This window comes from Anabaena sp. EIM26 (assembly GCF_057568715.1).
On the sequence record NZ_CM172472.1, the window covers coordinates 1,492,882 to 1,518,671 of the forward strand.

Genomic DNA, 25,790 nt, shown 5'->3' on the forward strand with positions numbered 1-25,790 from the left:
TTGCTAAATTCCTCACCACAAAGAAAAAAAATGTACTTCTTACTCACAGACATCCCGCAGTTTTGAGAGGTCAGAAGGACATATTATTGCAATCCACCTGTATAACCCTGACATCCTTTGATTACATTGATTTTGATGCTTATTTTGTATCTTATTTTCCTCCAATGCACTGGGTTTAAAAATCTCCATGATAGATATTGATGGTTATGAAAAGCAGGAGCAGATTTAATCAAGTGAAACAGCATATTATTGCTTAATATATCTAGCTCAATCTGCTTATCAACTTAACCATATTGAAAAATTAGCTTCTTTGTTTAAGCCTACTCAAACTTCAACACCAGATACATGAACTATTTTTTGATCAACTTGTCTATTTTTTCGCTCTTAAATTTTTTTTGATTATTCTTCACCCTAAAAAGCTCCATTTCTATTGCATCTTCCTCTTAGAGGCAGTTTATATGATTGCAATTCCTGAATTAAGAAAATTATTATCTAAACTGACAGAGGCTTTTTGGAGGGTACAGGACCTCAGGCATAATTCATTATTGCTAGGACTCAAGCTACGTCTCATACTTAATGGCTCTGTAGGGTGTGTCAGTCCTATCTTTCGACATCTGAGACACCCTGGGAATAGGTCAGTTATGTAAGCCATGATGATTAAATAAATATAACTTAATATATTTGCTATCTGCCCTTTGTAGTAATATTTTTGAGGCTCAAAAGCATATATTTAAGCTTTTGTATATCTCAACACATTTATTATTAATATTTTATATACCTTTGGTTAGATGTTCTGCCATTAGTAGGATTTTATTGAGAAAAATCTCTTTCTTAAGAAGGATGACTCGGCATATTTTTATATAGTTAAATCCTTTAACAAGGAAACTAAGATAATTCAACTCAAAAACCCGGCTTTCTCTATTAATGTAACGATCTTGAGGTAATATATAAATATTTCAATCTTGACAAAATAGATGTTTTGTTCTCCAAAACTTATTTTTCATACAGTGTCAGTTTTATAGCACTAAAGCCCTATTAGTAGATGAATTTTTTACACTGATTGTGTACCTCATTTATCTGTCATACCCTGTATTAAGCTAATAAAATCAAATCGCTATAGTTTTATAACTTACAGCACTTTTTTTAAAAGTACCACACCTAAATATCTAAAAAGTTTATGGGGCAAGGATTATAGGATTTTGTTTTGTACCAAATAGTTGAGCAAAGTGCTGTAACTCGCACATAAATCCACTGAGAATATTCATTACAAAAAAGGTATTAACCTGAAACCAATTAGAGTCTGAGATTATTCCCCACATTCATCCTCATTTATATCATCAAGTTTACTCTCTGTTAGCCGATCAAAAATACAAGTCAGCTAATGCTTGTATTGTCTTAACACCAACAAGGTACTTAATAAAAAACAATTTCATTTTGATATGCAACCAAATGAAACTTATAGTTTTTTATTGTTAAAATCAAAATTATTCAATTTAAGTTGTGAATTAATAGCACAATCAAAATTTTGTAAATTTTTGATGATCAACTCAATACCACTTACATTAATATCTGATGACTAGGAGTGAGTAGAGAGATGAATTATAGCGATTCCACATTAGAAACATCTAATTCTCAATTGAGTTTACAGCCACAGGTGAAATTAGAATTTGCTGATTTTCTCATCAATCAAGTTGTCGATGCTGCTTTTTGTCTAGGAAAAAACGCGCAATTTCTTTATGTTAACAATGCCACCTGTTACCTAACAGAGTATTCCCGCGAAGAATTACTTTCCATGCATTTAGGTGATTTAGATATAGATTTTTCCTTACAGAATTGGTTAGAACAATGGAAAGATATAAACATCGCTCACCGCACATTTAAATCTCGATACTGTACAAAAAGAGGAAGAATATTTTTAGGAGAAATAACTCTTACTTATATAAAGTACCAAGACAGAGAGTTTAACTGTGCTATTTTTAAAGAAATTAGTGATGAATTAGTCGAATTGAGTATGCAGAACTGGGAGTTGCCAGAATATAAGCAATCTCCAGTGCATTTACAACAAGATGTTGTTGAACTCAAATCTCAACAGGTTGATAACTTACTGTGGTTCAGAGAGTCTGGATTTTTTAGCTTAGTAGAAACTATTAATGCGAATATTTTTCTAATTCAAGGTACAAAGATTTATTATGCAAATTCTGCTGCGGAGTTAGTCACTGGCTATACAAAAAAGGAACTGTTAGCAGGTTTTGAATTAAACCAACTCATCAAGAGTACAAAATCACAACAAAGTAAAGCAACTAGTTCTGAATATCAAGAGATCAAAATACTTACTAAAGATGGGAAAGAACGATGGTTAGTGGGTGCTTTGACTCGATTTAATAGATTCCTGAATTTTGAAGGTGAAGAAGTTGAAGTACTCACAGCTATTGATATCACAGACTACAAATATGCAGAATTAGACTTACAAAAGACTTTGGAAGAAGCCAAAAAACTCAGCGAACTCAGAGCGCATATTGTGGCTGTAGTTTCTCACCAGTTTCGCACACCACTAAATGTTATTTCCTTTTCTAATAGCTTAATCAAGCGACATATTAATAAATGGAAAGAAGAAAAAATTCAACTATTTTTAGAAACAATTCAAACATCAATTGAAGATATAAATCAGGTATTAGACGATATTTTATTTTTATCTAACATGGATTTAGAAAAAAATAAAGTTGAACTTAAACAGGTTGATTTAGTTGAGCTTTGTAATGATCTAATTGAAAAGTTTCTGCTAATTAATAGTGAACAGCATATTAAATTTTATCACCAAGGTGACTGTTCAAAAGTCTGGATTGATACGAAATTGGTGAAACCAATTTTGAATAACTTGCTTGCAAATGCTATTAAATATTCTTCTAACAATAGCGTTATATATTTCACAGTTTATTGTGAACAGGAGAAGGTGATGTTTCAGATTAAAGATCAGGGAATTGGGATTCCTGAAGTAGATCAACCAAGATTATTTGAACCGTTTTATCGAGGTAGCAATGTTGCTAAAATTCCTGGTACAGGATTGGGGTTATCAATTGTCAAAACTCTTGTTAATATACATGGAGGTCAAATTATGGTAGTAAGTGAAGTTGATGTAGGTAGTACATTTACTGTGGTACTACCATCTGTTCCCTATGCTGATTTTTCAATGGCTTAATACTCAGAATTTTTTAATCATTCTCTGTTAACACTTTTATTGGTTGCAAAATGATACGCGAATCGTCGAAAAAAATTCTTGTAATTGAAGATGATGCTAAAACCCGCAATCTCTTCTTAGAAGGTCTTGAGACTGAAGGTTTTGTTACGATAGGAGCAGAAAATGGGCTGGTTGGTATCCAGAAGGCAGAAGAACATTTACCTGATTTGGTAATTTGTGATGTGATGATGCCGGATATAGATGGTTATGGTGTTTTAACTAAGTTACGTCAAAATCATTTAACAGCAATTATTCCTTTCATTTTTCTCACAGCTTGTAGCTCTAAAATATCTATGAGAAAAGCGATGGAGTTGGGAGCAGATGATTATTTGAGTAAACCTTCTACTGTGGATGAGTTGCTAAAAGCAATTTCTATCCGATTAGAAAAACAAGCTCTTTTTAAGAACTGGTATGCTAATAAATCTCCACAAATCTCAGCAGTTCCAGATATTTTAGTTAATTCAGAATCAATTTTTCCGAGTGTTCCCCATCTCAAAAAAGTTTTCGACTATATTGAACTTCATTTCCATCAAGGGATCACTTTGTCAGATGTTGCAGAAGCGGTTGGTTATTCTCCTGCTTACTTGACTACACAAGTTGGTAAAGAGACGGGAGAAAGTGTTAATACTTGGATTGTTAAGCGTCGTATGGCTGCCGCTCGTCCTTTACTGAAAAATACTAATCAGACAATTGAAGAAATTGCCACAAAACTAGGCTATCAAAATACTTGTCATTTTTCCCGCCAGTTTCGTCAACATCACGGTTTATCACCAACAATTTGGCGAAAACAACATCAGTTAGTTCATGTGTCTGCAAATGCCAAGTTGCAATTTATAAGAGAAATGCCGAAAACCCTTGAAGATGTGGCTTCCTGAGTCAGCCACATCTGGGCTTTAGACAAGGGATGAAGGCTAGAGCAGGATTTATCCTGCTTAGTTAGAATTACGAGTTACGAATTATTCTCTTTGGGTTTTGTTAGCTGCTGAAATACTAATTGTATGGCTAAAGCGAATAAACCAATACCTACGATGCCAAATATCCCCGCTCCCAAAGCTACGATACCCACAACTAAGGTACGAACAGCCGCGCTAATCTTGATTGCAAGTAAGTTATCAGAATGGATAGGTTTTGCAGCAAATGTAGTTGCGATCGCTATCATGAGAGAATACATCGCAAATCCCAGCCCTCCTGACATGATAGCCCCAGTTATACAGCGTAATGGAGTAGGTGGGACTTGTCCGCTAGTATCTGGTGATGGTGTGATATTTGGTTCATTCATAAAAGGTTGTGGGGTATAAGGTGTAGCTTGCTTCCGCGTAGCGGAATTACGAATTACGAATTACGTAGCTTGCTTCTCGCCCTTGGCGAGTATTACGAATTACGAATTATTTGAATTCCAGTTGTAATTGTCCCAGTCACAAACAATTCTAAATCTTCGTCAGGAATTGCTGTGCGTATCTGCTGCTTGACCACTTCTGCTTGTGCTGGAGATTCGACAATCGCAAATACAGAAGGGCCAGAACCAGACATCATGGTTCCTAAAACTCCTTCTTGACTAGCAAATAATTCTCGCAGTTGCAGAACTTGGGGATAAGCTGGCAATACGACCTTTTCTAAATCATTGTGCAGTTTTTGGGAAATTTCTGCTGCATCTTTAGCCAAGATGGCTTTCACCATTTCTCCCGAATGAACTGCACTGGCACGGGCAACTAAATCTTTGTTATCTTTAATATAAGTACTGCCAAATACTTGCCGATAGGTTTGATATGCCCAAGGAGTAGAAACTTCTAAACTGCGATATTTTGCCAATACTATATTTATGTGATTTAAATTTGGTAAAGGGGAAAGTTGCTCACCTCTACCTGTAGCAATTACTGTTCCCCCAGAAATACAAAATGGCACATCTGAACCCAGGGTAGCTCCTAATTCTTCTAATTCTGATTTAGTTAGTCCCAGGTTCCAGAGTAAATCTATTCCTACTAAAACTGCTGCTGCATTTGTCGAACCTCCAGCTAAACCCGCAGCGACAGGAATCTGTTTTCTGATAGTAATATCAATACCGCCAAAGTTACTAAAAGCGTCAGGAAACTTCCTGGCCATGAGTTCCGCAGCCCGGTATGCTAGATTGGTTTTATCTGTGGGTACTTGTGGGTGATCGCAGTAGACGCGAATTGTTTGAGTGCTGGCAGCATGGACATCAATTTGGTCTGCAAGGTCAATACTTTGCAGTATCATTGCTAACTCATGATATCCATCAGGACGATTACCAATGATTTCCAAATATAAGTTAATTTTGGCAGGTGCAATTAAGCTATAAGAATGCATTTTTAGTGCTTCAGCTGTAGTAGATTTACTCAGAAGTCAGACAGTTACTTAAGTTTACCCATTGTGCCACGCTGAGGTCTTCGGCGCGTACTTGGGGGTTTATTCCTAATTGTTCCAGTAATTGGGTCAAGCGATCGCGATCAATGACCGATTGTAAGTTATTTCTTAACATTTTTCGCTTTGCCCCAAACCCCAATTTAACCAGATTTTCTAACTTTTTGGGGCTATCTGCCGGAATTTCTATCTGTCGAGGTAGCAACCGCACTACAGCCGAATCTACTTTTGGAGGTGGATGAAATGCACTAGCGGGGACTGTGCAAATTAGCTCACAATCAGCTAAATACTGCACCCGTACCGACAACGCCCCAAAAGTTCTTGAACCTGGTTTAGCATATAACCTTTCTGCTACTTCTTTTTGTACCAGTAGCACAATAGAATCATAGGGTTCTGGGTTGGGTTGAGTGATAGTACCGAGTAACTTCTCAATAATTGGCCCAGTAATGTTGTAGGGAATATTTGCAACAACTTTATTTTGCTTTTGGAAATTGTTAAATGCTCCCAATTGAGATGGTACATCTAAGGTGAGAAAATCCCCTTGTAGCAGTAAAAAATTTTCTTTTTGACCTAGTTGTTTGACCAATAATTTACATAAGTCCCGGTCAATTTCTACAGCAACTAGAGATTGAGCCAAAGGTAATAAACGCCGAGTTAAAATACCCGTGCCAGGGCCAATTTCTAAAATCCTATCACCATCTTGACACTGTGCTGCTTTGACAATTGCATCTAGTGCCTTTTCACTTTTTAACCAATGTTGAGCAAATTGCTTGCGCGGTTGCACCATCTATATTTGTTTCTCCATATTTTGTTTGCCATCTGTAATTTTTTTCTTCACCAAACTATTTGCAAATTTAAAATAAATCCTGGTAAAACATCTTCTCCAGATAATTCAACCGGAGATTCTAATATTTCCACTGGTTTATGAAGACGATATATTTCCACCTGACGCATTTTATAATTAATTAACCAACCCAATTTTACTCCATTATTGATATATTCCTGCATTTTCTTTTGGACTTCTTGCAAACTATCATTTGGTGACATTAACTCTAAAACAAAATCAGGTGCAATAGGCGGAAACTTTCCTTGTTCTTCTGGTGTAAGTGCATCCCATCTATCTTTTTTTATCCAAGCTACATCAGGAGAACGATTTGCACCATTAGGGAGTTTAAAGCAGGTTGAAGAATCGAAACAAACTCCTAGTTTAGTTTTGCGGTTCCAAATTCCAAAATCAATATCAATTTCAAAATTACGTTTTCCAGTTTCTCCACCTGTGGGTGACATAATTAATAATTCTCCTTCTGCATTACGTTCAAATTTGACATCAGGATTTTCCCGACAAAGTTGATAAAATTGATTGTCTGTGAGTGTGATGATAGGATTTAAGTTAACGATGATAGCTGTCATATAATTGATATTTAGTTGGATATTGTTTGGAGATAGTATCTACCGAATAACAATATTTTAACTGATATAGGACTAATATTTGATTTTTGAAATACACGTAGGGTGTGTTAGCGGAGCGTAACGCACCTTCCTTGAAGCCTTTGGTGCGTTACGGCTTACGCCTAACACACCCTACATATACCTAGATTTTTTCAGAAATCAAATATGATTACTATAGTTTGGGTTAGGCACACAAAGTCACCTTTCATCCCTGGACTAAAACTTATAGACTTTTAGACACTACTATAATTCTTGTTAAGTCTCTACACATAAGTTCATCTTTGATTTAACAACTCCGATTATTTATAATAAACCTGGATACTCCGGTAGATTTCTTCCCAGCTATGAACACCAAAAAAAGATATATTTTCCCTCTAATTTTAGTAGCGGTTTGTGCCAGTATTAGCAGTTGTACACCTGATAGCAGTGACAGCTTAACCTCAACACCAACAATACCAAAAAACACAACTTCCCCAAGTCCTTCTAATTCTCCAGTCGAAACTCAACCATTTTCAACTCAACCAACTCCTACCGAACAGCCACCGACTTCAACTTCTAAAACTATCTCTGGTAAAACCACCAAAGTCACCCTATACACAAGTGACACTCAATGTCAAGATTACGTTGCTAAAACAGCTTTAGTTTCAGCAGATGAACCCATGAATGAAACAGTGGGTAAAGTTTTAGAACAAGGAGATACAGCCGATTTTAGCTTGTCTGGGTATCGTGTCAACGTCAATAATGATGTGGCTACAATTGATTTGCGAATCTCTCCTGATTCAAAACGGCAAATCACTTCTCTTTCTAGTTGTGAGCAATTTGCACTGTTTGGTAGTCTCCGCAAAACCTTAACCAGTAATGCTGAATGGAAAATCAAAGAGGTACGCTTCACTGAAAAAGGTGAGGAAATTGTCTTTTAAACGAGATAACGGGAACGAGATACGTAAGAATTCAGGAGTCAGGAGTCAGGAGTCAGGAGTCAGGAGTTATATCAAATTGATATGAAGTTGCATAGAATAAGATGTCAAGAATAATTGAACGCAGATGACCGCAGATAAACACAGATAAAGATGGATTAATCAATTTTAGGATTCTGTGCAGCCTCATATAAAATTGGTATTAGGAGTTAGGAGTTAGGAGAAAGAAGAAAGAATATTTTTTTCTTCCGTTACCTGTTCCCTGCTATATCAAACATTTTTTATCCTGAATCCTTACCGAGATACAGCAGATTGCAGATTAATGAGGTACAGAATCAAAATTGAAACCTAGACACCCAGACAGTTTTACTCCTGACTCCTGAATTCTGCTGTATTAATTACCAATTATCAAAATTATTGCGCTTTCTCTTTAATATCTCGTCCTTGAAGTCCTTCCTGAACCCATTGCAAACACTCAGATTCTGATAGGAATAATTTTGGGGCTGCAATATTATTTAAAGAATTTGCCGGATAGTGGTCATAAAAAAATTTATTGTTTTCTTTAAAAACAATTATTAAATTGTGACGGTAAACATAACGCGATTTAAATCCATCTTCATAACTGATAAATTCTGCATTTCTGTCAATATGTTCTTTGGCAATATCAACTATATTGCTGATGCTTTTATCGTAAATTTTTGCAGGATTTTCTAATTTATGAAATTTACTTTTACGTCCAATTTCTGACAATAATTTGTATGAGAAAATTTCATGATTATCTATTTTAGCAAAAACAAATGGAATAATGAGATATCCTTTATATGAAACAGAGCTTTCATAAAGAAGACGGCTCATCTCAATCTCCTTTGGCGTAAATTCTTCCATAATATTTACTCAATTAACACAAACCTGGTGAATACGTTTTCGATATTTAAAAAAAATTGTGCGATCGCATTAGACATCTCTAGAAACCTTCATAGGCAGGGATTGTTAGCTCTACTGTATTCACACCTATATCTAAATTATCGCTCTTTTTGAGCATTTATTAAATCCTGAAAATTCTTCCTATAACTTACGTATGTCTAGAAAATCTGGTATTAATTGTAATCACCACAAACTAAGTTGATTTGGTGGCTGATTCAGATTATTCCAAGGTAAAGGCGGAACAGCTACACCACTTTGTTCTAATAACTGTTGGAAATACTGAGCATTTTGAGGAGATATGTCTTCAGTAGGACAATGGACAAAGAAATAAATCCTTACCCCTGCTCTCAGCCAGGTTTGAATCTGCGTTACCCATTCTGCCATAAACGGCTGATTAATTGACAACTGGGGATGAGAAATAAAGCGTACCAAAGTAAAAGGTGCAGTCACACTAAAATGCACTGGAAGCTGAGGTTTACGCCGTTCTGATGTTAATTGTGGGTCATCATCTCCAGTATAAATTGGTCGTGTATCTAACAGTACTCTTCCTACCCCTAACTGTTCTAACAGCGCATTCAAATTACTAGCATGAGGTGCTTGAAACCAATCACGATGTCTAACTTCCAATGCTAAAGGGATATCTGTGCGTGGCCAAGCTGCCAAAAAAGCCGTTAAATCATCTAATAATGCGGGTGAGTAACTTGGAGGTAATTGGGCAAATATTGGCCCTAAATGCTTACCTAGAGGGCGCATTTGTTCTAAAAACGTTAAAGCTTCAGGGATATGCGATCGCAATAATCCTTGATGGGTAATTTCTCGCGGTAACTTCAAGCAAAATTCAAAGCCTGGAGGTGTTTCTGTCGCCCAACGAGTGACAGTTTCAGAGTTAGGAACAGCGTAAAAAGTCGTATTACCTTCTACCGTGGTAAAGCGACGACTGTAGAGATGCAGAAACTCAGTGGTGCGAGTTCCTGGGGGATAAAGTTCGCCCACCCAACCTTTATATGCCCAAACCGCACAACCGAGAAAAAAGTTCACAAAAATAAAATGTTTGAGGGTTTCTTCTGCAATTTTACCTCGAACAGCAGAAAGCTCTTTCCAGGTGGTAACGAACACGAGTAGATTTAAAAAGGATTGATGATTGCTAGGATTAGATCAAGATTATATATACCAAATAAATTGGTAATTTTATTTATGCCAAGAAAAGAACAAGGTTGGGTGACATTTCAAACATCAGAAGAAGAACGCAAGATTTTAGAAGAGTTCTGTCAGCACTCCCAGCGAACTAAAACTGAGATTTTGCGGGAATTAGTACGTGGACTGAATAAGTACTCCTCACCACCAGTACCTCTACCAACTCAACCGGAGAAAGTGGAAACTCATACTCCTGAGATGGAAATTATTAATCCCAAAAAATCATTAAAAGTTAGTTCGCGTAATGTTCTCAAGGGAGTTGTGACCAGAGTCACTACAGGAAGTGTGAATACAGAAGTGACCTTAGAAATTGTGCATAAAGTTGAGTTAACTTCAATGATTACTAGAGTTTCGGCTGAGGATTTGGAATTGGTTGAGGGAGTTGAAGCTTATGCTGTGATTAAATCTAATGACATTGTGATTGCAAAGGAATAGGGTTAAATAACAGTTCCACAGTCAGAGTAAAGTGGCTAAAACTTGCGCTCCTGAAGCTTCTCAAGGATATCCTAGAGCGATCGCTCAAAAACATTTAATTCTTCCTCAGGAACTCTCAGCAAGCAATTAAACAACACATTACTCAGCGCAAAGGCTTCATTATTCTCGAATAAATCACAATCATAGATTTTCATTATCAGATTATCTAACAATTTTTTTTGTTTTTTTAGTCTAAATTTCACTATTTTAAACTTTAGAATATCACCAAATATGTCTCAATAAATCACTCTTAAGAAATAAATAAAATAATCCACATTTAGTAACTTAAAAATTGAGGGCAAATAAAACAAACAACACTAGCCAATAGGAGTATTTACAATGGATTGGTTTAACAGCTTTGAACAGTTTTTTAAACAATTAAGCGAATTCCAAACTATGGTTTTCCATAACTGGACTTCCACCCTATCAAGTATGCAGAATCTAAACTTATCAGATCCACCAGAAAATTTAGAACAAAGTGTAAAACTACAAGAAGACCTAGTAAAAAACTCCTTAGATTTCCAAGAACAGGTCAATCGTTTCTCAATAGACACACAAAGAAAATTGTGGGATAGTTACTTTAAAATGATGCGTAAATCATAAACCAATCAATATTAAGATTAGGTTTTATCTCGTTCCCAGTCTCTGACTGGGAATGCAACTGAGTAGGCTCTGCCTACCTTTCATAATATCAGCCTTAAGATCATTTCTAGAATCATAAACCAATCAATATTAAAGGATGTTTGAAAAGTATATCTCGTTCCCAGTCTCTGACTGGGAATGCAACTGAGTAGGCTCTGCCTACCTTTTATAATATCAGCCTTAAGATTATTTCTAGAATCATAAACCAATCCATATTAGAGGATGTTTGATTAGTATCATAATTGATTGAGATTCCCCCTTCCCAAGGAGGATTGAGGGAAATCTACAACTGCTAGATACCACAGGAAAAAGTTTATGGCTACGCCACGCAAGCTATCAAACAGCCTCTGAAATTTGTTGTTGTGGCTTACAAATACAAATATTAGAATTTGCAAGCCAAAGCAGCTATGATAGTTCTTCTTCTCTCGAACTTTGACTAATAACTTCGACTAACTCCGGCATACTTTCAAACCTATCTTGACCTGTTTGATCAAGTAATGATCTTAAATCTACGGTTTTGTCCTTTGTCCAGTGAATTTCTTCGTGACCTTTTGCTTGTTGGAGTATTTCTTTTTTACTTGCAGGAAAATCAATACCTGCAAGTGCTTGAGTGACTGCCGCTACTCCATAAGCTTCACCTTTATCAGGGCCGCGTTGATGTTCACGTCCTTCTTGTGATTTAGTAGACATAAAATTCTCCTTACAGAATCGTAAGTGACTCATCTACTTTCTAAGCTAGAACTGTTATTTATAACAGCCTTCTATCTTGAGAATTACTTTTGATTTAACTTTTAAAAGTTGAAGTAGCATCTATGACAAAATTGATGTACTTGACAAACTTTACCTACTTAGTGTTAATTTTAAAATTGCTAGATAATCTAAAACCTTAGATCTTCATCAATCTTCCTTAAAAAGGATGACTTCAAGAAAGTTATTTCTTTTTCAATGGGAACATGGATACAAGCGTAGACTTTTCCAACATCTTCAACTTGTTAAATATGGCGGTTGAGTCGTATCAACCACCAAAATATTCCCAGAGACTTTCTTAAGCTTCGACCTTTACACCTTTCCAGAAAGCAATATAACCTTCTATATTTTTAGCTTTCTCTTTCGTGGTGGGATAATACCAAGCAGCATCTTTGTTAACTTGTCCATTTACGTCAATACTGTAGTAACTAGCAACACCTTTCCAAGGACAAGTGCTGTGGGTGTTGCTTTCTGTGAAATATTCCTTGTTAATAGCATCAGCAGGGAAGTAATGATTTCCTTCCACAACTACGGTTTTGTCGCTTTCGGCTAAAACTGTGCCGTTCCAAATTGCTTTCATAATCTGAGTTTGCAAAGAAAGTTAACAATTTATATTGTTACATTTTAATGTTGAATACTGGGTGGTAATTATAAAATTTATGGAAACAGCTTAAAGTTACCATTTATTTGCGTGATATACTGAGGTTAATAAAAATTTTTGCGAAACAGCAAATGTGACTATTGAGGTAGTGCATTACATAGAATTTAGCAATTTTAGAATAATGGTGGGTTACGGCGCAAAAATTATTTTTTCGTTTAGTATCATACATTAACTAGTGCGCCTAACCCACCCTACAATATATTTTTGGCGTGACACTTGTGTAAGTCCTAATTAAGAGGGTGTTTGAAAAGTCTCCTTCCATGTCATGCTGAGGAACGTAGCATCTCAGTATGTGGGCTAAACTCCAGATTCTTCGTTGCGTAAGACTCCACATGGCTAACGCCACGCTATGCCTACGGCACACTACGTGAACGCGAACAGAATGACAAATTATACGTCCCTAAACTTTTCAAATATGCTCTAAGGCAACCAATTTTTATCCAAAATTTGCTCTAAGCTATAAGGACAGATTTCAGGTAAAATAGTTAGCTGTGTTTTAGCTTTAACATAATCCAAGGCATTACTATAAATTGTGCTGAAATTATCCTCTAAATGGTTGCGTAAATTTGTGGTTAAATCTTCATTTAATTGATTACGAAAACTTGTGATTTCTGCTGCCCAATGATTAGCATTTCTTGGCTTTTCTAAATCCCAATATTGATAAAGTAATAAATGTCTAATAATCTGTTCCAGCAGACTTCTTACTCGTCTTTTCTCATTTTTAGCCAAGTCTTCCAACTCTTCTATTAAATTTTCATAATCAATGTCTGCCAATTGACCATTTTTGAGACATTTAATAGTTTCCTCCAACCATTGCAGGTAATTGGATTCATATAATGTCTTGATGTCAATAATTACAGTCATTAGCTGAATTTGTAGTTTTGATGTTTTAATCTCTATGAATTGATTTTAACTAATTATGTTAATTTTTGTCGATGCATTCCCTCTCCCTATTCGTCAACGTGAGTTAAAATCCTAATATCTTTATCACAACCCACGCAGACAACAGAGAAACAGCCATCTACCATGCTTCAGTATCCTGAACTCGAAAAAAAGCTTAAATATCACTTTGGCTATGATCAATTCCGCCCTGGACAAAGGCAAATTATTGAAGATGCGCTGCAAAATCGTGATTTAATGGTGGTGATGCCGACTGGTGGGGGTAAGTCTTTGTGCTTTCAATTACCTGCACTGCTCAAACCTGGTTTAACGGTGGTAGTGTCGCCGTTGATAGCATTAATGCAAGACCAAGTGGAAGCATTGCGAAATAATAATATTTCTGCCACATTTCTGAATAGTAGCCTCAACGCCTATAAAGTGCGATCGCGTGAAGAGGCAATCATGAATGGTAAGGTGAGGTTACTCTATGTTGCCCCAGAACGGTTAGTTAGTGATAGATTTCTGCCGCTTTTGGATGTAGTTAAAGAGAAAATCGGCATTTCTACCTTTGCTATTGATGAAGCGCACTGTGTTTCCGAATGGGGACATGATTTTCGTCCAGAATACCGTCAGCTAAAGTTACTGCGAAAACGCTATCCAGATGTTCCTACTATCGCCCTCACTGCTACCGCTACAGATCGCGTCCGGGCTGATATTATTGAACAATTAGGGTTAAAGCAACCAAGTATTCATATTGCTAGTTTTAACCGGCAAAATCTTTATTATGAAGTTAGGGCTAAAAGTAAACGCGCTTACGCTGAAATATTAGAAATTGTTAGAGAAAATGAAGGTTCAGGAATTATCTATTGTTTAACCCGTAAAAAGGTTGATGAATTAACTTTTAAATTACAAAAAGATAAAGTTGCAGCTTTACCATATCATGCAGGATTGAGTGATGATGAACGCTCTAAAAATCAAACTCGATTTATTCGGGATGATGTGCGAGTAATGGTAGCAACAATTGCTTTTGGAATGGGAATTAATAAGCCTGATGTGCGGTTTGTCATTCATTCTGATTTACCGCGTAATATTGAGGGTTATTATCAAGAATCAGGAAGGGCTGGGAGAGATGATGAACCTTCACGGTGTACGCTCTTTTTTAGCTTTGCTGATGTGAAAACTATTGAATGGAGTATTAATCAAAAAACAGATCCTCAAGAACAATTAATTGCTAAACAACAACTAAGACAGGTAATTGATTATGCGGAAGGAACAGACTGTAGACGCACTATTCAATTAGGTTATTTTGGGGAAAGATTTGCAGGGAATTGTGGCAATTGTGATAATTGTCGTTATCCCAAACCTGTGCAGGATTGGACTATTGAAGCGATGAAGTTTTTATCTTGTGTGGCTAGGTGCAAAGAAAGATATGGAATGCTATATATAATTGATGTGTTGCGAGGCGCGAAAAACCAAAAAATTGCCCTGAATGGACATGATAAATTATCTACTTATGGGATTGGTAAAGATAAAACTGTAGATGAGTGGAGGATGTTGGGGCGATCGCTCTTACATCAAGGTATACTAGAGCAAACCCCTGATGGTTACTCGGTTTTGAAGCTTAACCCCCTCAGTTGGGAAGTCATGCGAAAACAGCGTACTGTCTCAATTGCAGTTCCCATAGCCCAGAAAATCAGCTTCGATGAGGGGAATATTAAAGAGGCTGAAGTCGAAGTTCTCATGCACAGATTGCGATCGCTCCGCAAACAAATAGCTGATGAGCAAGCAGTCCCACCTTACGTCATTTTTCATGATTCTACCCTGAAATTAATGGCGCAAGTACAACCCAAAACCTTACATGAATTTGGTGAACTTTCAGGTGTAGGTAGTCACAAATTAGCTCAATATGGCGCAAAGTTTTTAACCGAAATTCAAGCCTATCGTCAAGAACAAGGTTTACAGCCATTACCAATAAATCAAGTTGATTACGCACCACCGCCTAACTTCCCTTCTGATACCGAATTAACGACATTAGAGTTATATCAACAGGGTTTGAGCATAGAAGAGATTGCCCAAAAACGCAACATTCGTCCTACGACAATTATCCGTCACATCTCAGATTTAATTGAAAAAAATCAACCCGTAGATTTAAACAAATTAGTACCACTAGAACATCAACAAAAGATTTGGCAAGTTTTAGAAGTACTAGGCGATATTTCCCTCACACCTATTCGAGATCATTTAGGTGAAAGTTACAGTTTTGACGAAATTCGCCTAGTGAGGGGAATTTGGCGACAAAAAAAACGTAATTCTAAGTCTTGACTGCTAACCAAATAGTTAGGGAAACAACTTTTTTCCTCAGCCCCTTTGCTTCTTGTTGACCAATTACGATTATGTAGCACTTTCGCTTTGGTCTTGCGTACCAAAAATTACAGCCAGTAGCTTAGGTAATGCCAGACAAGCAGCAGTATTTAAGAGAGTCAAAAGTACAACATCCATGCAACTCATAGATAATAGCCCTTTATAAAAATTGGTTCTGATTACTAGTTATTATTTTGAATCAAAATAGGTGTGAGTGATGACATCTAAGTTTTTGAATTTCTTTTGGTATATATAAGTGAATTAAATAAGTTTAAAAAACTATTAAAATATTTATATAACAATATATATCTTCAAAAAACTTAAACTTAATGAGTTATCTGCCAACGATTTATAGAAAAACCTTTGAGTGTAGAGACAGTTTAAGTGAAATAGGACTTACGCAAGTATGATACCAAACATATTTTGAAAACCAAAAGCTTTCCAAAATAGTGTTGATTTACAACTGATTTTCCCGTTAAAAATCTCAAATTAGCATTTAAGAAATGCCACTATTCCTGTCCATTAGGAGAACACTGGGAACAAAATCGAGGACTGAATTTACAGAACTGACTACCAGTCAACGAGTAAACTGTACAATAGGGAAAACTGGTAATTTCTATCCTAGCTGTATGTCGCCTAGAGTCTATCAATGATGGCTGAAGAGGTTTGACTTGAGAAGCCAGAAGCATAGATAGAAACTTGGGTAAAGCTAGACAAGCAACAGCATTGATGACTGTGATTAATAATGCTTCCATTAAACCTATAACTGATCACCTCCTTGATAATTGTAGTGATAACAGTAATTCGTAATTAAAGATTTCCGCGTTTGCATCTTAGATAATTACGTAAGGATTCAGCATAGAGAATGTTTGATATAGCGAGGAACTCTTAACAGAAGAGAAAAATATTCTTCTTCCTTCTTCCTTCTTCCTCCTGACTCCTGACTCCTAACTCCTGAATTCTTACATAATTACGAATTAGCAATTATTTGGACATCGTTGTAGGGCTGAAAGTAAAGCTTATGGAACCGCATGACCACTGAACCATTGAATTTTACTTATATAAATGTAGTTTAACATAAAGTTTTATGAATATGAATGTGACGATTACGCTATTGTTATACACAGTAGGGAAAGTGCCTATTAAATACTGTTATTAACAAGAACAATCCATTTACTGCTCAATCATTGTGTTATGACAAAAATACAACCTGCATCTTCTTACTTATCTAACGTTACCGAGCGAGAATACCGAGAATTACAGCGTTTGGTAGATTATACAAATGTGGAGTCGCTACCAGAAATTTGGCCTTTAGCGGCCAAGGAATTTAGTAATACGATCGCCCTCCATAACCCCCATGCTAAACCAGAAATCCAGATCACTTATAGTCAGTTAGCAGAACAGATCCAACAATTTGCATCTGGGTTACAGGCATTAATAATGGATCTAGGTAATGGTGAAACGCCTACATTTGGCGATCGCATTTCCCTAATTGCTGACAATAGCCCGCGTTGGTTTATTGCTGATCAAGGGATTATGACTGCTGGGGCAGTGAATGCAGTCCGTAGCGCCCAAGCAGAACGAGAAGAACTACTCTTTATCATCGCCAATAGTGGTAGTACTGTCGTAGTAGTCGAAGATATCAAAACATTCAATAAAATCAAAGCAGGCCTGAACGACTTACCCATTAAGCTAGTCATCTTACTTGCCGATGAAACCCCACCAACAACTGAAAATTTGCGCGTGGTGAACTTTCTCCAGGTACTAGAAATTGGTAGTAATCACACCTTAGCCACCGTCAAACAAAGCAGCGAAACATTAGCAACATTAATTTATACATCTGGTACTACAGGCAAACCCAAAGGTGTAATGCTATCTCATCAGAACTTGCTACACCAAGTAAAAACCTTGGGAACAGTCGTACAGCCACAAAAAGGAGATATAGTCCTCAGCATTCTCCCCACATGGCACAGTTACGAACGGAGTGGGGAGTATTTCTTGCTTTCTCAAGGCTGCACACAAATTTACACAAATTTACGTGCTGTTAAACAAGATTTAAAAAAATTTAAACCCAATTACATGATTGCTGTACCCCGGCTGTGGGAATCGATCTATGAAGGAGTACAGAAGCAGTTCCGCGAACAACCAGCCAAAAAACAACAGTTGATTCAATTTTTGCTGGATATGAGCCAGAAATATATCCAAGCACGACGAATTACCCAAGGATTAAGTTTAGATCATATTCATGCCTCAGCTGGTGAGCGATTAGGTGCAAAGATCCGAGAATTAACCTTGTGGCCGTTCCAGGCATTGGGAGAAAAATTAGTTTATGCCAAAGTGCGGGAAGCAACAGGTGGCAAAATTAAGCAAGTGATTAGCGGTGGGGGTGCGCTACCCCGGCACATTGATAACTTTTTTGAAATTGTTGGTGTAGAGATTTTACAAGGCTATGGTTTGACAGAAACCTCACCAGTTACTAATGCGCGTCGTCCTTGGCGAAATTTACGCGGTTCATCTGGACAACCAATTCCCGGCACAGAAGTAAAAATTGTCAATCCAGAAACTCGTCAGCCACTACCAGTAGGAGAACGTGGTTTAGTATTGCTGAAGGGGCCACAAATTATGCAAGGCTATTACCAAAATCCCGAAGCGACCAAGAAAGTAATAGACTCGGAAGGCTGGTTTGATAGCGGTGATTTGGGTTGGGTGACTCCCCAAAATGACTTAGTGTTGACTGGTAGAGCCAAGGATACAATTGTGTTAACCAATGGAGAAAACATTGAACCGCAACCAATAGAAGATGCTTGTTTGCGATCGCCCTATGTTGATCAAATTATGCTAGTAGGACAAGATCAACGTAGCATTGGCGCTTTGATTGTTCCCAATCTCGAAGCCTTGGAAAAATGGGCAGAAACTCAGAATGATAAAATTACTGCCTCAACCAGTCAAAAAATTGACTTAGAGAGTAAAATAATCCAGGATTTATTTCGCCAAGAATTGAATCGGGAAGTCAAAAACCGTCCAGGCTATCGAGCTGATGACCGCATTGGCCCCTTCAAACTAATTCTTGAACCATTTTCCATTGAAAATGGCCTGATGACACAAACTTTAAAAGTTCGTCGTCATGTCGTCATGGATCGGTATCGAGATATTATTGACGGAATGTTTGCCAATTAATTCTCCAGTTCGCGGATTTCCTCCGCGACGAGAATGGTGACTAGTACATAACGGCGCAAATAAGCCACCCATTTCAAAAATCTAAAACCCTGACGCAATGCTAATTACAAATTATGCAAAGCAGTACTAGTCTCTTTTCTCCTGCAAACTATAAAAGTGAACGTAAAATATTTATGGATGTTTCCAACCCTCAATTGCTTCTCAAACGTGGCGTTAATGTCAAAGTAATCGTCACTCCTCTCTGGAAAGAAGAAGTGCAACAACAACTGCAAGCTCAGATCAATCAACTTGATCAGCAACTGCAACAATTAGATGTAGAAGGACAAAGAGCAGTTGCCGCAATTCAAAAACAAAGTTTACAACCACCAGGACCCCAAACCCTCCAACAAATTGATAATATCCAACTCCAGGTGAATCAAAAGAAAAGTGAACTGCTAGAACAAAAAAATCAACTACTACAAAATCTTCAGCAAGTGCAGTTTCTGGAGTTAGATCAAGAAGTTAACCAATTCCAAATGGAAGGCTTTTTCCGGGCAGAAATCGGGGATAACTTGATTAGTAAAATGCAGGTGGAAATTGTGCTAAGAGATGGCGTTGTCGAAGAAATTCGCGGCGATATTTAACATCTAGTTATCGGTGATTAGAAACAGGGAATACGGGCAAAAAGGGAAAATATTCTTCCTTTTTCCTATTCCCTGTTATAAAATTTCCCGAAAATCTTCATATAAATCATTGATTTGTCTTTAATTCTTGCCCCTGCCCTAAAATAAATGGGGTATTTTTTTATTTGGAAATCCCTAAATCCCGCTAATTACAGTTTTGCCCAAGTTTATTCTGGACTGAACCTTTAGAAAAACATTGCACTTGAGAGCCTGCCCAGATAATTTCCCAGACTGGTGGTGAACTAACTAAGAGCGATCGCCCAAAGCGGTTCATTTCTACCCGATATTTAATCACACCCGCCGTATTATTTTTAGTCTGATTGATTTGGGTAATCGTCACTAACGCCTGATTCGGTTGTGGATAAGCTACTTCTATCTGGCTTTTTCCTGCCACTGATGTCACCTCATTCAGCATATTCAAAGCTAGATTCGCAGGATCACTGCCTTGCATGGCAGAATTGATACTCTCTAAAGGTATAGTTTGATAATTGTCACGCTCAGGGTAAGTCAGCAGTTGCGAAGACTTATCTAAGACAGATGTTAACTGTTGTTGGTGTCCATTAGCAGTTCCAGTTATCAATGCAGGTGGTTGATTCTGAATCACATAAACCCCAGCAGTAGCAGTCAACATACTGAGTGTTAAAATCAAAAACAATTTAAACTTTGCCGACATAGTAATAGTATTAAAGGGGAATTTCAAACAGGTGAATGACCAATTTTGAGTTTTAGATTCAACCCTCACCCCTAGCTATAGCTAATGTTCAGCTTTTGTGTGAGAAATCCGGGTGAGGAGCATGGATATCTATGGGAATCCTAGTTTCTCTCGACAAACTATCAGCGAACTGACAACAGCCCTCCAGGCATCCAAGAAACAGCGCTGGCGCGATAGCGAAGCCCTGCTGCGAAGCGCAGATCGCTTGATCTATAGACATCACCCTCAGCGTTAGGTTCCAATTGGGGAGATGGAAAGAAATATTTACCTGTTACCTGTCACCTATTACCTCTTCTCCCATCATTTTTCATCAAAAATTTTCGTGCCAAGATACAATTCAATCTGGCAGCAGCTGTTAAAGTCCATAAAATTATTGATTCTGAAACCACCATTATGAGCATTCATGAAGTATTTATGCCGGCGCTGAGTTCCACCATGACTGAAGGCAAAATTGTCTCTTGGGAGAAATCACCAGGGGATAAAGTGGAAAAAGGCGAAACAGTGGTGGTTGTCGAGTCGGATAAGGCCGATATGGATGTGGAATCCTTCTATGAGGGATTTCTCGCCCATATCATAGTTCCCGCTGGTGAAACCGCACCTGTCGGCGCAGCGATCGCTTACGTAGCCGAAACAGAAGCAGAAATCGAAACCGCCAAGGCTATGGGTGGTGGTGGTGCTGTGGCTGAAACATCCGCACCCGCACCCGAACTAGTTGCCGTATCTGCCTCATTGACAACACCCGCTACAGTTTCTCAAAATGGTTCCAACCATCGGGAAGGACGGTTAGTAGTTTCACCCCGCGCTCGCAAGTTAGCCAAAGAACTCCGGGTTGATTTAAATAATCTCACAGGTAGTGGCCCCTATGGTCGCATCGTCGCCGAAGATGTAGAAGCTGCCGTGGGTAAAGCGCCACAACCTACTACCCCTGCTATTACTCCCACTCAACCGACACCACCTGTTACCCCCACCGTAGCACCTGCAAAACCAACACCTGCACCGGCTCCAGTGGTCAGCAATGCCGTTCCTGGTCAAACAGTACCATTAACAACTTTGCAAAATGCCGTAGCACGGAATATGCTACCCAGTTTATCTGTACCCACATTCCATGTTGGTTACACAATTACCACCGATGGACTAGACAAACTTTACAAGCAAATCAAATCTAAAGGTGTGACAATGACGGCGCTATTAGCAAAAGCTGTAGCAGTGACATTGCAAAAACACCCTTTATTAAATGCCAGCTATTCTGACCAAGGAATTGTGTATCATCCTCATATCAACATTGCCGTTGCAGTAGCAATGGATGATGGTGGATTAATTACACCAGTTTTGCAAAAAGCAGATCAGGTAGATATCTATTCTTTATCTCGCAATTGGAAATCTTTGGTAGAAAAAGCTAGAGCTAAACAACTACAACCAGAGGAATACAACAGTGGGACATTTACCCTCTCTAACCTGGGGATGTTTGGTGTAGATACATTTGATGCAATTTTGCCACCTGGACAAGGTTCAATTTTAGCGATCGCCGCATCCCGTCCGCAAGTAGTAGCCACAGCAGATGGTTTATTTGGTGTGCGATCGCAAATGACAGTTAATATCACCTGTGACCACCGCATTATTTACGGCGCTCATGCAGCCGCATTCTTGAAAGATTTGGCGAAATTGATTGAAACTGAACCTCAATCTTTGGCACTTTAACCAATAACTTTACAAGCCAATCAGGTACTTCCAAATAAAAAATATCCAATTTGTAAGGTGGGTTAAGACTATAGTCCGAAACCCGCCATAAACTTAAGGGATAATGGCGAATTACGCTGCTAAACGCCAGTTATGATCGAAAAAATGGGATAATTACCAATAAATATTAATTTGAGACTTGGAGTTTTTAAATTCCAAGTTTTTTTATAATTTACTTAAACTGAATAACAAACGACATGATAAATGAACATAGTTTAATCCTTGATTTGACAATCGTTTTAATAGGTACAGCACTAGGCGGATTTTTAGCGCATCGGCTGCATCAACCTGTCATACTTGGTTATTTAGCGAGTGGATTTGCAATTGGCCCTTTTGGTTTCAAATTATTAGCCAATGTTGCTGACATTAAATCTTTAGCAGAAATTGGTGTCGCTTTCCTGCTGTTTGCACTAGGTGTAGAATTCTCCTTAGCAGAATTAAAACGAGTTCAAGAAATTGCCATCAAAGGTAGTTTACTGCAAATTGGATTGACAATCGCTTTAGTAACAATAGTAACTTTTATTACGGGTTGGGCTGCTGGAATCACACAAGGAATCTTCTTAGGAGCAGTTTTATCTCTTTCGTCCACAGCAATTGTGTTAAAAACCCTCACAGAAAAGGGCGAAATTAATACAGTACATGGGCAAATTATGCTGGCAATTTTAATTACCCAAGATTTAGCCTTGGGAGTGATGTTAGCAATATTACCAGCTTTACAACAACCAGAAAATATTGCTGTAGCACTGGGCTTTGCTCTCATTAAAATTGTACTATTTGTAGTAATAGCAATTATATTCAGTCGCTGGATAGTTCCCCGTATTTTAAGTAATATTGCTGCTACGGAAAGTAATGAATTATTTTTATTAGTTGTAATTGCCCTATGTTTAGGAGTTGCTTTAACAACTGCATATTTAGGTCTTTCTATTGCAATGGGGGCATTTGTCGCTGGTTTAATGATTTCCGAAATTGATTATGCTGACCAGGCATTAGCAAAAATTTTACCTTTACGAGATACATTTGCAAGTCTGTTTTTTTCATCAATTGGAATGCTGATTGATCCTGCCATTCTCATCAACAATTTTGGACTAATCTTAGAACTTGTAGCTTTAGTCATGCTGGGTAAAGCAGCAATTATTTTAGGTATTGTTTTAAAGTTTGGCTACTCTCTAAAAAATGCTATTATAGTCGGTTTTGGTATCAACCAAATTGGAGAATTTTCTTTTGTATTAGCTTTGGTAGGTTTAAGATTAGAACTGATATCTCAACAAACCTATTCTCTATTATTAGGGACAACCGCAATTACACTTCTACTCACTCCTTTATCGCTCCAAGTTGCACCTTTAATTGCTGATAATTTGCATCGAAACCCCTTACTAGCAAGGTTATTACAACGTTTTTCTGCACCCAAAACAATATCCATGCCAGAAATAATGACTGGTCACGTAGTAGTAGCAGGTTACGGCAGAGTTGGTCAAGTAATAGTCAAAATATTACAAACTGAAGGATATCCCGTTTTAGTAATTGAAAATAGCGAAGCATCTGTACAAAGACTACGAATGCACCAAATACCTTATATTTTTGGGGATGCAGATTCTGAATTAGTTTTAGAAAAAGCACATTTAGAAACTGCTAAAGCTTTAGCAATTGCTCTTCCAGACCCTGCCAGCACTCGCTTACTTCTCAAAAATGCTCTGGCTATTGCACCTAATTTAGATGTAATTGCTCGTTCACACAGTAACAAAGAAATTGACCTTTTAACCCAAATGGGTGCTAAAGAAGTGGTACAACCTGAATTTGAAGCAGCATTAGAGTTAGGAAACCATTTACTAAAAACATTAGGTGCAGCAGAAAGTTACATCCAAACTGTTATCAAAACTATTCGCAAAGATAGATATTTAAGTGTTAGACCTGAGCAAGAGTAGATATTTTTACCAATCAAGCATTTACGACTCAGGAACTTAGTCTTATGTTGCGCATTTTAGCCTGTCATCTCTCAATATACAGCAGAATTCAGGAGTCAGGAGTCAGGAGTTTCTCCTATGCCTACGGCACGGCTTCGCCGAACGGAGACGCTACGCGAACGGAGTTCGGAGTTCGGAGACGCTACGCGAACGGAGTCAGGAGTCAGAACGCTGCTCAACGCCCCGCTACCGCTAACAGAATGAATTTTGTCCGACTGGCGCATGAATAAACGGGTTTAAGACCCCTATCAAATTTTCAATTTGGTGGTCTACCCTTTGGGAACGCCAAGGGAGAACAATTCAGTAGTGGGTCTGTATCCCCGACTGAATTTATTCTGACTCCTGAATTCTGACTTCTGGATTCTTCTTCAAGTTTGTTTTCTGCCAAGATACTAATATAGAAAAATTCTATCGTTTCTATTGAATAACTAAGACATTTTCAGAGAATTTGTATAAGATGGACTGGTTAACAACTCATTGATCTAAGAGGGTGTTTGAAAAGTCTCCTTCCATGTCATGCTGAGGAACGAAGCATCTCAGTATGTGGGCTAAACTCCAGATTCTTCGTTGCGTAAGACTCCACTCAGAATGACAAATTATACGTCCCTAAACTTTTCAAACATGCTCTAACAAGGTCAATTGGTTTGTTCCTCTTGTTACAAACTCTTTAAAGTAAATGAACAAAAAATTTGTTTTGGCCTTGCTCTCTAGCCCTGTTGTTTTTATGTCCATGCTATCTACGGTGATGATAGCTAGACCTGTTCATGCTGGTCAAATAGTTACCCCTGTAGGGACTCATCTATCTTGCGTCCGTTCTAACCATTCAGCAACACCACGTCAGGTGTGTATACAGGTAGATAATGCTACTCCATCGACTGCTAAACCAACTATGCGACTAGCTCAAGTTCAAGGAGAGGAAAATCAAACTAATAAAAATCAGCTAGATCAACAAAATCAGCCAGATGAATTAGAATTCACAGAAGCAGAAAGTGATGAAGCTATCAAGTTGTTTGGCTGTGATTGTCCAGCTTGCATCAGTTCTGTACGTCAATTACATGGTTTAGCACCTTTACCAGTGTAGTTTGACAAACCATATTTATAGATACCTAAACTTCTACCAGAAATACAGGTAATATTTATTTACGCCGAATCTTTTTTCTTAAGTAATTCTTCTGGATTGTTATCGAATCCTAAAAGTAGGTTTTGGCATCTAGTCCCAACAGGAGAGGCCAGAGAACTTGCTGGCTCTCTGGCTCTTGGCTGTAAAACTCTAAACAATTAATCGTTGAATGCAGGGTGGTTTGGAGTTAAAGCCTAGATGCGGCCAATGTTGTGTAGTCCTAAAATGATGCCTGCTCCTAGGATATGTCCAAAGGCGGTAGTTGCTAGTATGGCAGGTAAGCCAAAACCTCCAAAGAAATTGGGGGCTGGTGCGGCTGGTTCTGCACTAGGATACTGGATTGTAAATTTGCCGAAAGCGATCGCAATAATGTTGGCAATAATCATGATGATGCCAACAGTAGGACTCCATTCTAAGGGTGCGGGTACAACAGCGAGTAAAGATGTCAACACCGGGTTTGCTCCTGAAATTTTTGCTGAACAATATGCTCTTAAAGTTTCCTCATAAAAGTGAATATAAATCTCAAATTTGCAGCAATTTTTAATATTTTGTCTAAATA

Annotated in this window: 26 protein-coding genes; 13 read left to right on the forward strand and 13 right to left on the reverse strand. The window is 37.8% G+C overall.

The annotated features are described in order from the left end of the window. Positions 1–1,594 precede the first annotated feature (1,594 nt). Both AC012T_RS06285 and AC012T_RS06290 read left to right on the forward strand, forming a co-directional pair. The gene (locus AC012T_RS06285; RefSeq protein ID WP_487064064.1) at positions 1,595–3,196 is read left to right on the forward strand and encodes a sensor histidine kinase; all 1,602 of its coding nucleotides are present in this window, start codon (positions 1,595–1,597) and stop codon (positions 3,194–3,196) included. 50 nt (positions 3,197–3,246) lie between these two features. After that, on the forward strand, positions 3,247–4,110 hold the full coding sequence (locus AC012T_RS06290) for a response regulator transcription factor (protein ID WP_487064066.1): 864 nt from the start codon (positions 3,247–3,249) through the stop codon (positions 4,108–4,110). 74 nt (positions 4,111–4,184) lie between these two features. Here the strand turns inward: AC012T_RS06290 and AC012T_RS06295 are convergent, their stop codons facing one another. The 4 genes from AC012T_RS06295 to AC012T_RS06310 form a co-directional block, all read right to left on the reverse strand. Then, on the reverse strand, positions 4,185–4,514 hold the full coding sequence (locus tag AC012T_RS06295; RefSeq protein WP_487064068.1) for a DUF3082 domain-containing protein: 330 nt from the start codon (positions 4,512–4,514) through the stop codon (positions 4,185–4,187). Between the two features lie 92 nt (positions 4,515–4,606). Beyond that, positions 4,607–5,560, reverse strand: a complete 954-nt coding sequence (gene ispE, locus AC012T_RS06300) for a 4-(cytidine 5'-diphospho)-2-C-methyl-D-erythritol kinase (protein ID WP_487064070.1) — start codon at positions 5,558–5,560, stop codon at positions 4,607–4,609. A gap of 25 nt (positions 5,561–5,585) precedes the next feature. Beyond that, positions 5,586–6,401, reverse strand: a complete 816-nt coding sequence (rsmA, locus tag AC012T_RS06305) for a 16S rRNA (adenine(1518)-N(6)/adenine(1519)-N(6))-dimethyltransferase RsmA (RefSeq protein ID WP_487064072.1) — start codon at positions 6,399–6,401, stop codon at positions 5,586–5,588. 47 nt (positions 6,402–6,448) lie between these two features. Then, entirely contained in the window at positions 6,449–7,024 is a 576-nt protein-coding gene (locus AC012T_RS06310) for a Uma2 family endonuclease (RefSeq protein ID WP_487064074.1), read from the reverse strand. A gap of 383 nt (positions 7,025–7,407) precedes the next feature. Here AC012T_RS06310 and AC012T_RS06315 point away from each other — a divergent pair, with 383 nt between their 5' ends. Next, positions 7,408–7,983 carry a sporulation/spore germination protein gene (locus AC012T_RS06315; RefSeq protein WP_487064076.1) on the forward strand — a complete coding sequence of 192 codons (576 nt, stop codon included), beginning with the start codon at positions 7,408–7,410 and terminating at the stop codon, positions 7,981–7,983. Positions 7,984–8,394: 411 nt separating this feature from the next. Here the strand turns inward: AC012T_RS06315 and AC012T_RS06320 are convergent, their stop codons facing one another. Both AC012T_RS06320 and AC012T_RS06325 read right to left on the reverse strand, forming a co-directional pair. Further along, positions 8,395–8,835: a hypothetical protein gene (locus AC012T_RS06320; protein WP_487066484.1), complete on the reverse strand. Its 441-nt coding sequence runs from the start codon at positions 8,833–8,835 to the stop codon at positions 8,395–8,397. A 252-nt stretch (positions 8,836–9,087) separates the two neighbouring features. Continuing rightward, complete coding sequence (locus AC012T_RS06325; RefSeq protein WP_487066486.1) at positions 9,088–9,942, reverse strand: DUF72 domain-containing protein; 855 nt, start codon at positions 9,940–9,942, stop codon at positions 9,088–9,090. A 156-nt stretch (positions 9,943–10,098) separates the two neighbouring features. Here AC012T_RS06325 and AC012T_RS06330 point away from each other — a divergent pair, with 156 nt between their 5' ends. Continuing rightward, the gene (locus tag AC012T_RS06330; protein WP_487064078.1) at positions 10,099–10,533 is read left to right on the forward strand and encodes a TOBE domain-containing protein; all 435 of its coding nucleotides are present in this window, start codon (positions 10,099–10,101) and stop codon (positions 10,531–10,533) included. Positions 10,534–10,604: 71 nt separating this feature from the next. On the opposite strand, the gene AC012T_RS06335 is transcribed toward AC012T_RS06330, so the two are convergent. Beyond that, positions 10,605–10,727: a hypothetical protein gene (locus AC012T_RS06335; protein WP_487064080.1), complete on the reverse strand. Its 123-nt coding sequence runs from the start codon at positions 10,725–10,727 to the stop codon at positions 10,605–10,607. A gap of 184 nt (positions 10,728–10,911) precedes the next feature. Between AC012T_RS06335 and AC012T_RS06340 the strand changes: the two genes are divergently transcribed. After that, positions 10,912–11,175 (forward strand): hypothetical protein, encoded by a 264-nt coding sequence (locus AC012T_RS06340; protein ID WP_487064082.1) that lies wholly within the window; start codon positions 10,912–10,914, stop codon positions 11,173–11,175. 444 nt (positions 11,176–11,619) lie between these two features. Here AC012T_RS06340 and AC012T_RS06345 read toward each other — a convergent pair whose 3' ends face one another. The 3 genes from AC012T_RS06345 to AC012T_RS06355 all read right to left on the reverse strand — a co-directional run bounded on the left by AC012T_RS06345 (position 11,620) and on the right by AC012T_RS06355 (position 13,486). Beyond that, a complete protein-coding gene (locus AC012T_RS06345; protein ID WP_487064084.1) occupies positions 11,620–11,904 on the reverse strand; it encodes a DUF2795 domain-containing protein in 285 nt (94 codons plus the stop codon). 355 nt (positions 11,905–12,259) lie between these two features. Continuing rightward, the gene (locus AC012T_RS06350) at positions 12,260–12,544 is read right to left on the reverse strand and encodes a DUF427 domain-containing protein (RefSeq protein WP_487066488.1); all 285 of its coding nucleotides are present in this window, start codon (positions 12,542–12,544) and stop codon (positions 12,260–12,262) included. Between the two features lie 498 nt (positions 12,545–13,042). Continuing rightward, positions 13,043–13,486, reverse strand: a complete 444-nt coding sequence (locus AC012T_RS06355; protein ID WP_487064086.1) for a DUF29 domain-containing protein — start codon at positions 13,484–13,486, stop codon at positions 13,043–13,045. A 162-nt stretch (positions 13,487–13,648) separates the two neighbouring features. On the opposite strand from AC012T_RS06355, the gene recQ reads away from it, so the two are divergent. Further along, positions 13,649–15,823 carry a DNA helicase RecQ gene (gene recQ, locus AC012T_RS06360; RefSeq protein ID WP_487064088.1) on the forward strand — a complete coding sequence of 725 codons (2,175 nt, stop codon included), beginning with the start codon at positions 13,649–13,651 and terminating at the stop codon, positions 15,821–15,823. 548 nt (positions 15,824–16,371) lie between these two features. On the opposite strand, the gene AC012T_RS06365 is transcribed toward recQ, so the two are convergent. Beyond that, positions 16,372–16,617, reverse strand: a complete 246-nt coding sequence (locus AC012T_RS06365; protein ID WP_487064090.1) for a hypothetical protein — start codon at positions 16,615–16,617, stop codon at positions 16,372–16,374. A gap of 439 nt (positions 16,618–17,056) precedes the next feature. Here AC012T_RS06365 and AC012T_RS06370 point away from each other — a divergent pair, with 439 nt between their 5' ends. Both AC012T_RS06370 and AC012T_RS06375 read left to right on the forward strand, forming a co-directional pair. Then, positions 17,057–19,039 (forward strand): AMP-dependent synthetase/ligase, encoded by a 1,983-nt coding sequence (locus AC012T_RS06370; protein WP_487064092.1) that lies wholly within the window; start codon positions 17,057–17,059, stop codon positions 19,037–19,039. A 173-nt stretch (positions 19,040–19,212) separates the two neighbouring features. Continuing rightward, the gene (locus AC012T_RS06375) at positions 19,213–19,662 is read left to right on the forward strand and encodes a YlqD family protein (RefSeq protein WP_015212904.1); all 450 of its coding nucleotides are present in this window, start codon (positions 19,213–19,215) and stop codon (positions 19,660–19,662) included. Between the two features lie 184 nt (positions 19,663–19,846). Here the strand turns inward: AC012T_RS06375 and AC012T_RS06380 are convergent, their stop codons facing one another. Next, on the reverse strand, positions 19,847–20,374 hold the full coding sequence (locus AC012T_RS06380; RefSeq protein WP_487064094.1) for a hypothetical protein: 528 nt from the start codon (positions 20,372–20,374) through the stop codon (positions 19,847–19,849). Positions 20,375–20,495: 121 nt separating this feature from the next. Between AC012T_RS06380 and AC012T_RS06385 the strand changes: the two genes are divergently transcribed. The 5 genes from AC012T_RS06385 to AC012T_RS06405 all read left to right on the forward strand — a co-directional run bounded on the left by AC012T_RS06385 (position 20,496) and on the right by AC012T_RS06405 (position 25,192). Continuing rightward, positions 20,496–20,648 (forward strand): hypothetical protein, encoded by a 153-nt coding sequence (locus AC012T_RS06385; protein ID WP_487064096.1) that lies wholly within the window; start codon positions 20,496–20,498, stop codon positions 20,646–20,648. Between the two features lie 158 nt (positions 20,649–20,806). Further along, positions 20,807–22,111, forward strand: a complete 1,305-nt coding sequence (locus AC012T_RS06390; RefSeq protein WP_487064098.1) for a dihydrolipoamide acetyltransferase family protein — start codon at positions 20,807–20,809, stop codon at positions 22,109–22,111. Between the two features lie 236 nt (positions 22,112–22,347). Further along, on the forward strand, positions 22,348–24,072 hold the full coding sequence (locus tag AC012T_RS06395) for a cation:proton antiporter (RefSeq protein WP_487064100.1): 1,725 nt from the start codon (positions 22,348–22,350) through the stop codon (positions 24,070–24,072). Positions 24,073–24,116: 44 nt separating this feature from the next. Beyond that, a complete protein-coding gene (locus AC012T_RS06400) occupies positions 24,117–24,341 on the forward strand; it encodes a hypothetical protein (protein WP_487064102.1) in 225 nt (74 codons plus the stop codon). A gap of 446 nt (positions 24,342–24,787) precedes the next feature. Further along, entirely contained in the window at positions 24,788–25,192 is a 405-nt protein-coding gene (locus AC012T_RS06405) for a hypothetical protein (protein ID WP_487064104.1), read from the forward strand. A gap of 233 nt (positions 25,193–25,425) precedes the next feature. Here AC012T_RS06405 and psaK read toward each other — a convergent pair whose 3' ends face one another. Further along, on the reverse strand, positions 25,426–25,683 hold the full coding sequence (gene psaK / locus AC012T_RS06410) for a photosystem I reaction center subunit PsaK (RefSeq protein ID WP_015212909.1): 258 nt from the start codon (positions 25,681–25,683) through the stop codon (positions 25,426–25,428). Positions 25,684–25,790 lie beyond the last annotated feature (107 nt).

What these genes read in the sequence shown, in the direction of transcription:
- AC012T_RS06285 (WP_487064064.1), top strand. Translation starts at nt 1,595, where the DNA reads ATGAATTATAGCGATTCCACATTAGAAACATCTAATTCTCAATTGAGT.
- AC012T_RS06290 (WP_487064066.1), top strand. Translation starts at nt 3,247, where the DNA reads ATGATACGCGAATCGTCGAAAAAAATTCTTGTAATTGAAGATGATGCT.
- AC012T_RS06295 (WP_487064068.1), bottom strand. Translation starts at nt 4,514, where the DNA reads ATGAATGAACCAAATATCACACCATCACCAGATACTAGCGGACAAGTC.
- ispE (WP_487064070.1), bottom strand. Translation starts at nt 5,560, where the DNA reads ATGCATTCTTATAGCTTAATTGCACCTGCCAAAATTAACTTATATTTG.
- rsmA (WP_487064072.1), bottom strand. Translation starts at nt 6,401, where the DNA reads ATGGTGCAACCGCGCAAGCAATTTGCTCAACATTGGTTAAAAAGTGAA.
- AC012T_RS06310 (WP_487064074.1), bottom strand. Translation starts at nt 7,024, where the DNA reads ATGACAGCTATCATCGTTAACTTAAATCCTATCATCACACTCACAGAC.
- AC012T_RS06315 (WP_487064076.1), top strand. Translation starts at nt 7,408, where the DNA reads ATGAACACCAAAAAAAGATATATTTTCCCTCTAATTTTAGTAGCGGTT.
- AC012T_RS06320 (WP_487066484.1), bottom strand. Translation starts at nt 8,835, where the DNA reads ATGAGCCGTCTTCTTTATGAAAGCTCTGTTTCATATAAAGGATATCTC.
- AC012T_RS06330 (WP_487064078.1), top strand. Translation starts at nt 10,099, where the DNA reads ATGCCAAGAAAAGAACAAGGTTGGGTGACATTTCAAACATCAGAAGAA.
- AC012T_RS06335 (WP_487064080.1), bottom strand. Translation starts at nt 10,727, where the DNA reads ATGAAAATCTATGATTGTGATTTATTCGAGAATAATGAAGCCTTTGCG.
- AC012T_RS06340 (WP_487064082.1), top strand. Translation starts at nt 10,912, where the DNA reads ATGGATTGGTTTAACAGCTTTGAACAGTTTTTTAAACAATTAAGCGAA.
- AC012T_RS06345 (WP_487064084.1), bottom strand. Translation starts at nt 11,904, where the DNA reads ATGTCTACTAAATCACAAGAAGGACGTGAACATCAACGCGGCCCTGAT.
- AC012T_RS06355 (WP_487064086.1), bottom strand. Translation starts at nt 13,486, where the DNA reads ATGACTGTAATTATTGACATCAAGACATTATATGAATCCAATTACCTG.
- recQ (WP_487064088.1), top strand. Translation starts at nt 13,649, where the DNA reads ATGCTTCAGTATCCTGAACTCGAAAAAAAGCTTAAATATCACTTTGGC.
- AC012T_RS06365 (WP_487064090.1), bottom strand. Translation starts at nt 16,617, where the DNA reads ATGGAAGCATTATTAATCACAGTCATCAATGCTGTTGCTTGTCTAGCT.
- AC012T_RS06370 (WP_487064092.1), top strand. Translation starts at nt 17,057, where the DNA reads ATGACAAAAATACAACCTGCATCTTCTTACTTATCTAACGTTACCGAG.
- AC012T_RS06375 (WP_015212904.1), top strand. Translation starts at nt 19,213, where the DNA reads ATGGATGTTTCCAACCCTCAATTGCTTCTCAAACGTGGCGTTAATGTC.
- AC012T_RS06380 (WP_487064094.1), bottom strand. Translation starts at nt 20,374, where the DNA reads ATGTCGGCAAAGTTTAAATTGTTTTTGATTTTAACACTCAGTATGTTG.
- AC012T_RS06385 (WP_487064096.1), top strand. Translation starts at nt 20,496, where the DNA reads ATGGATATCTATGGGAATCCTAGTTTCTCTCGACAAACTATCAGCGAA.
- AC012T_RS06390 (WP_487064098.1), top strand. Translation starts at nt 20,807, where the DNA reads ATGAGCATTCATGAAGTATTTATGCCGGCGCTGAGTTCCACCATGACT.
- AC012T_RS06395 (WP_487064100.1), top strand. Translation starts at nt 22,348, where the DNA reads ATGATAAATGAACATAGTTTAATCCTTGATTTGACAATCGTTTTAATA.
- AC012T_RS06400 (WP_487064102.1), top strand. Translation starts at nt 24,117, where the DNA reads ATGTTGCGCATTTTAGCCTGTCATCTCTCAATATACAGCAGAATTCAG.
- AC012T_RS06405 (WP_487064104.1), top strand. Translation starts at nt 24,788, where the DNA reads ATGAACAAAAAATTTGTTTTGGCCTTGCTCTCTAGCCCTGTTGTTTTT.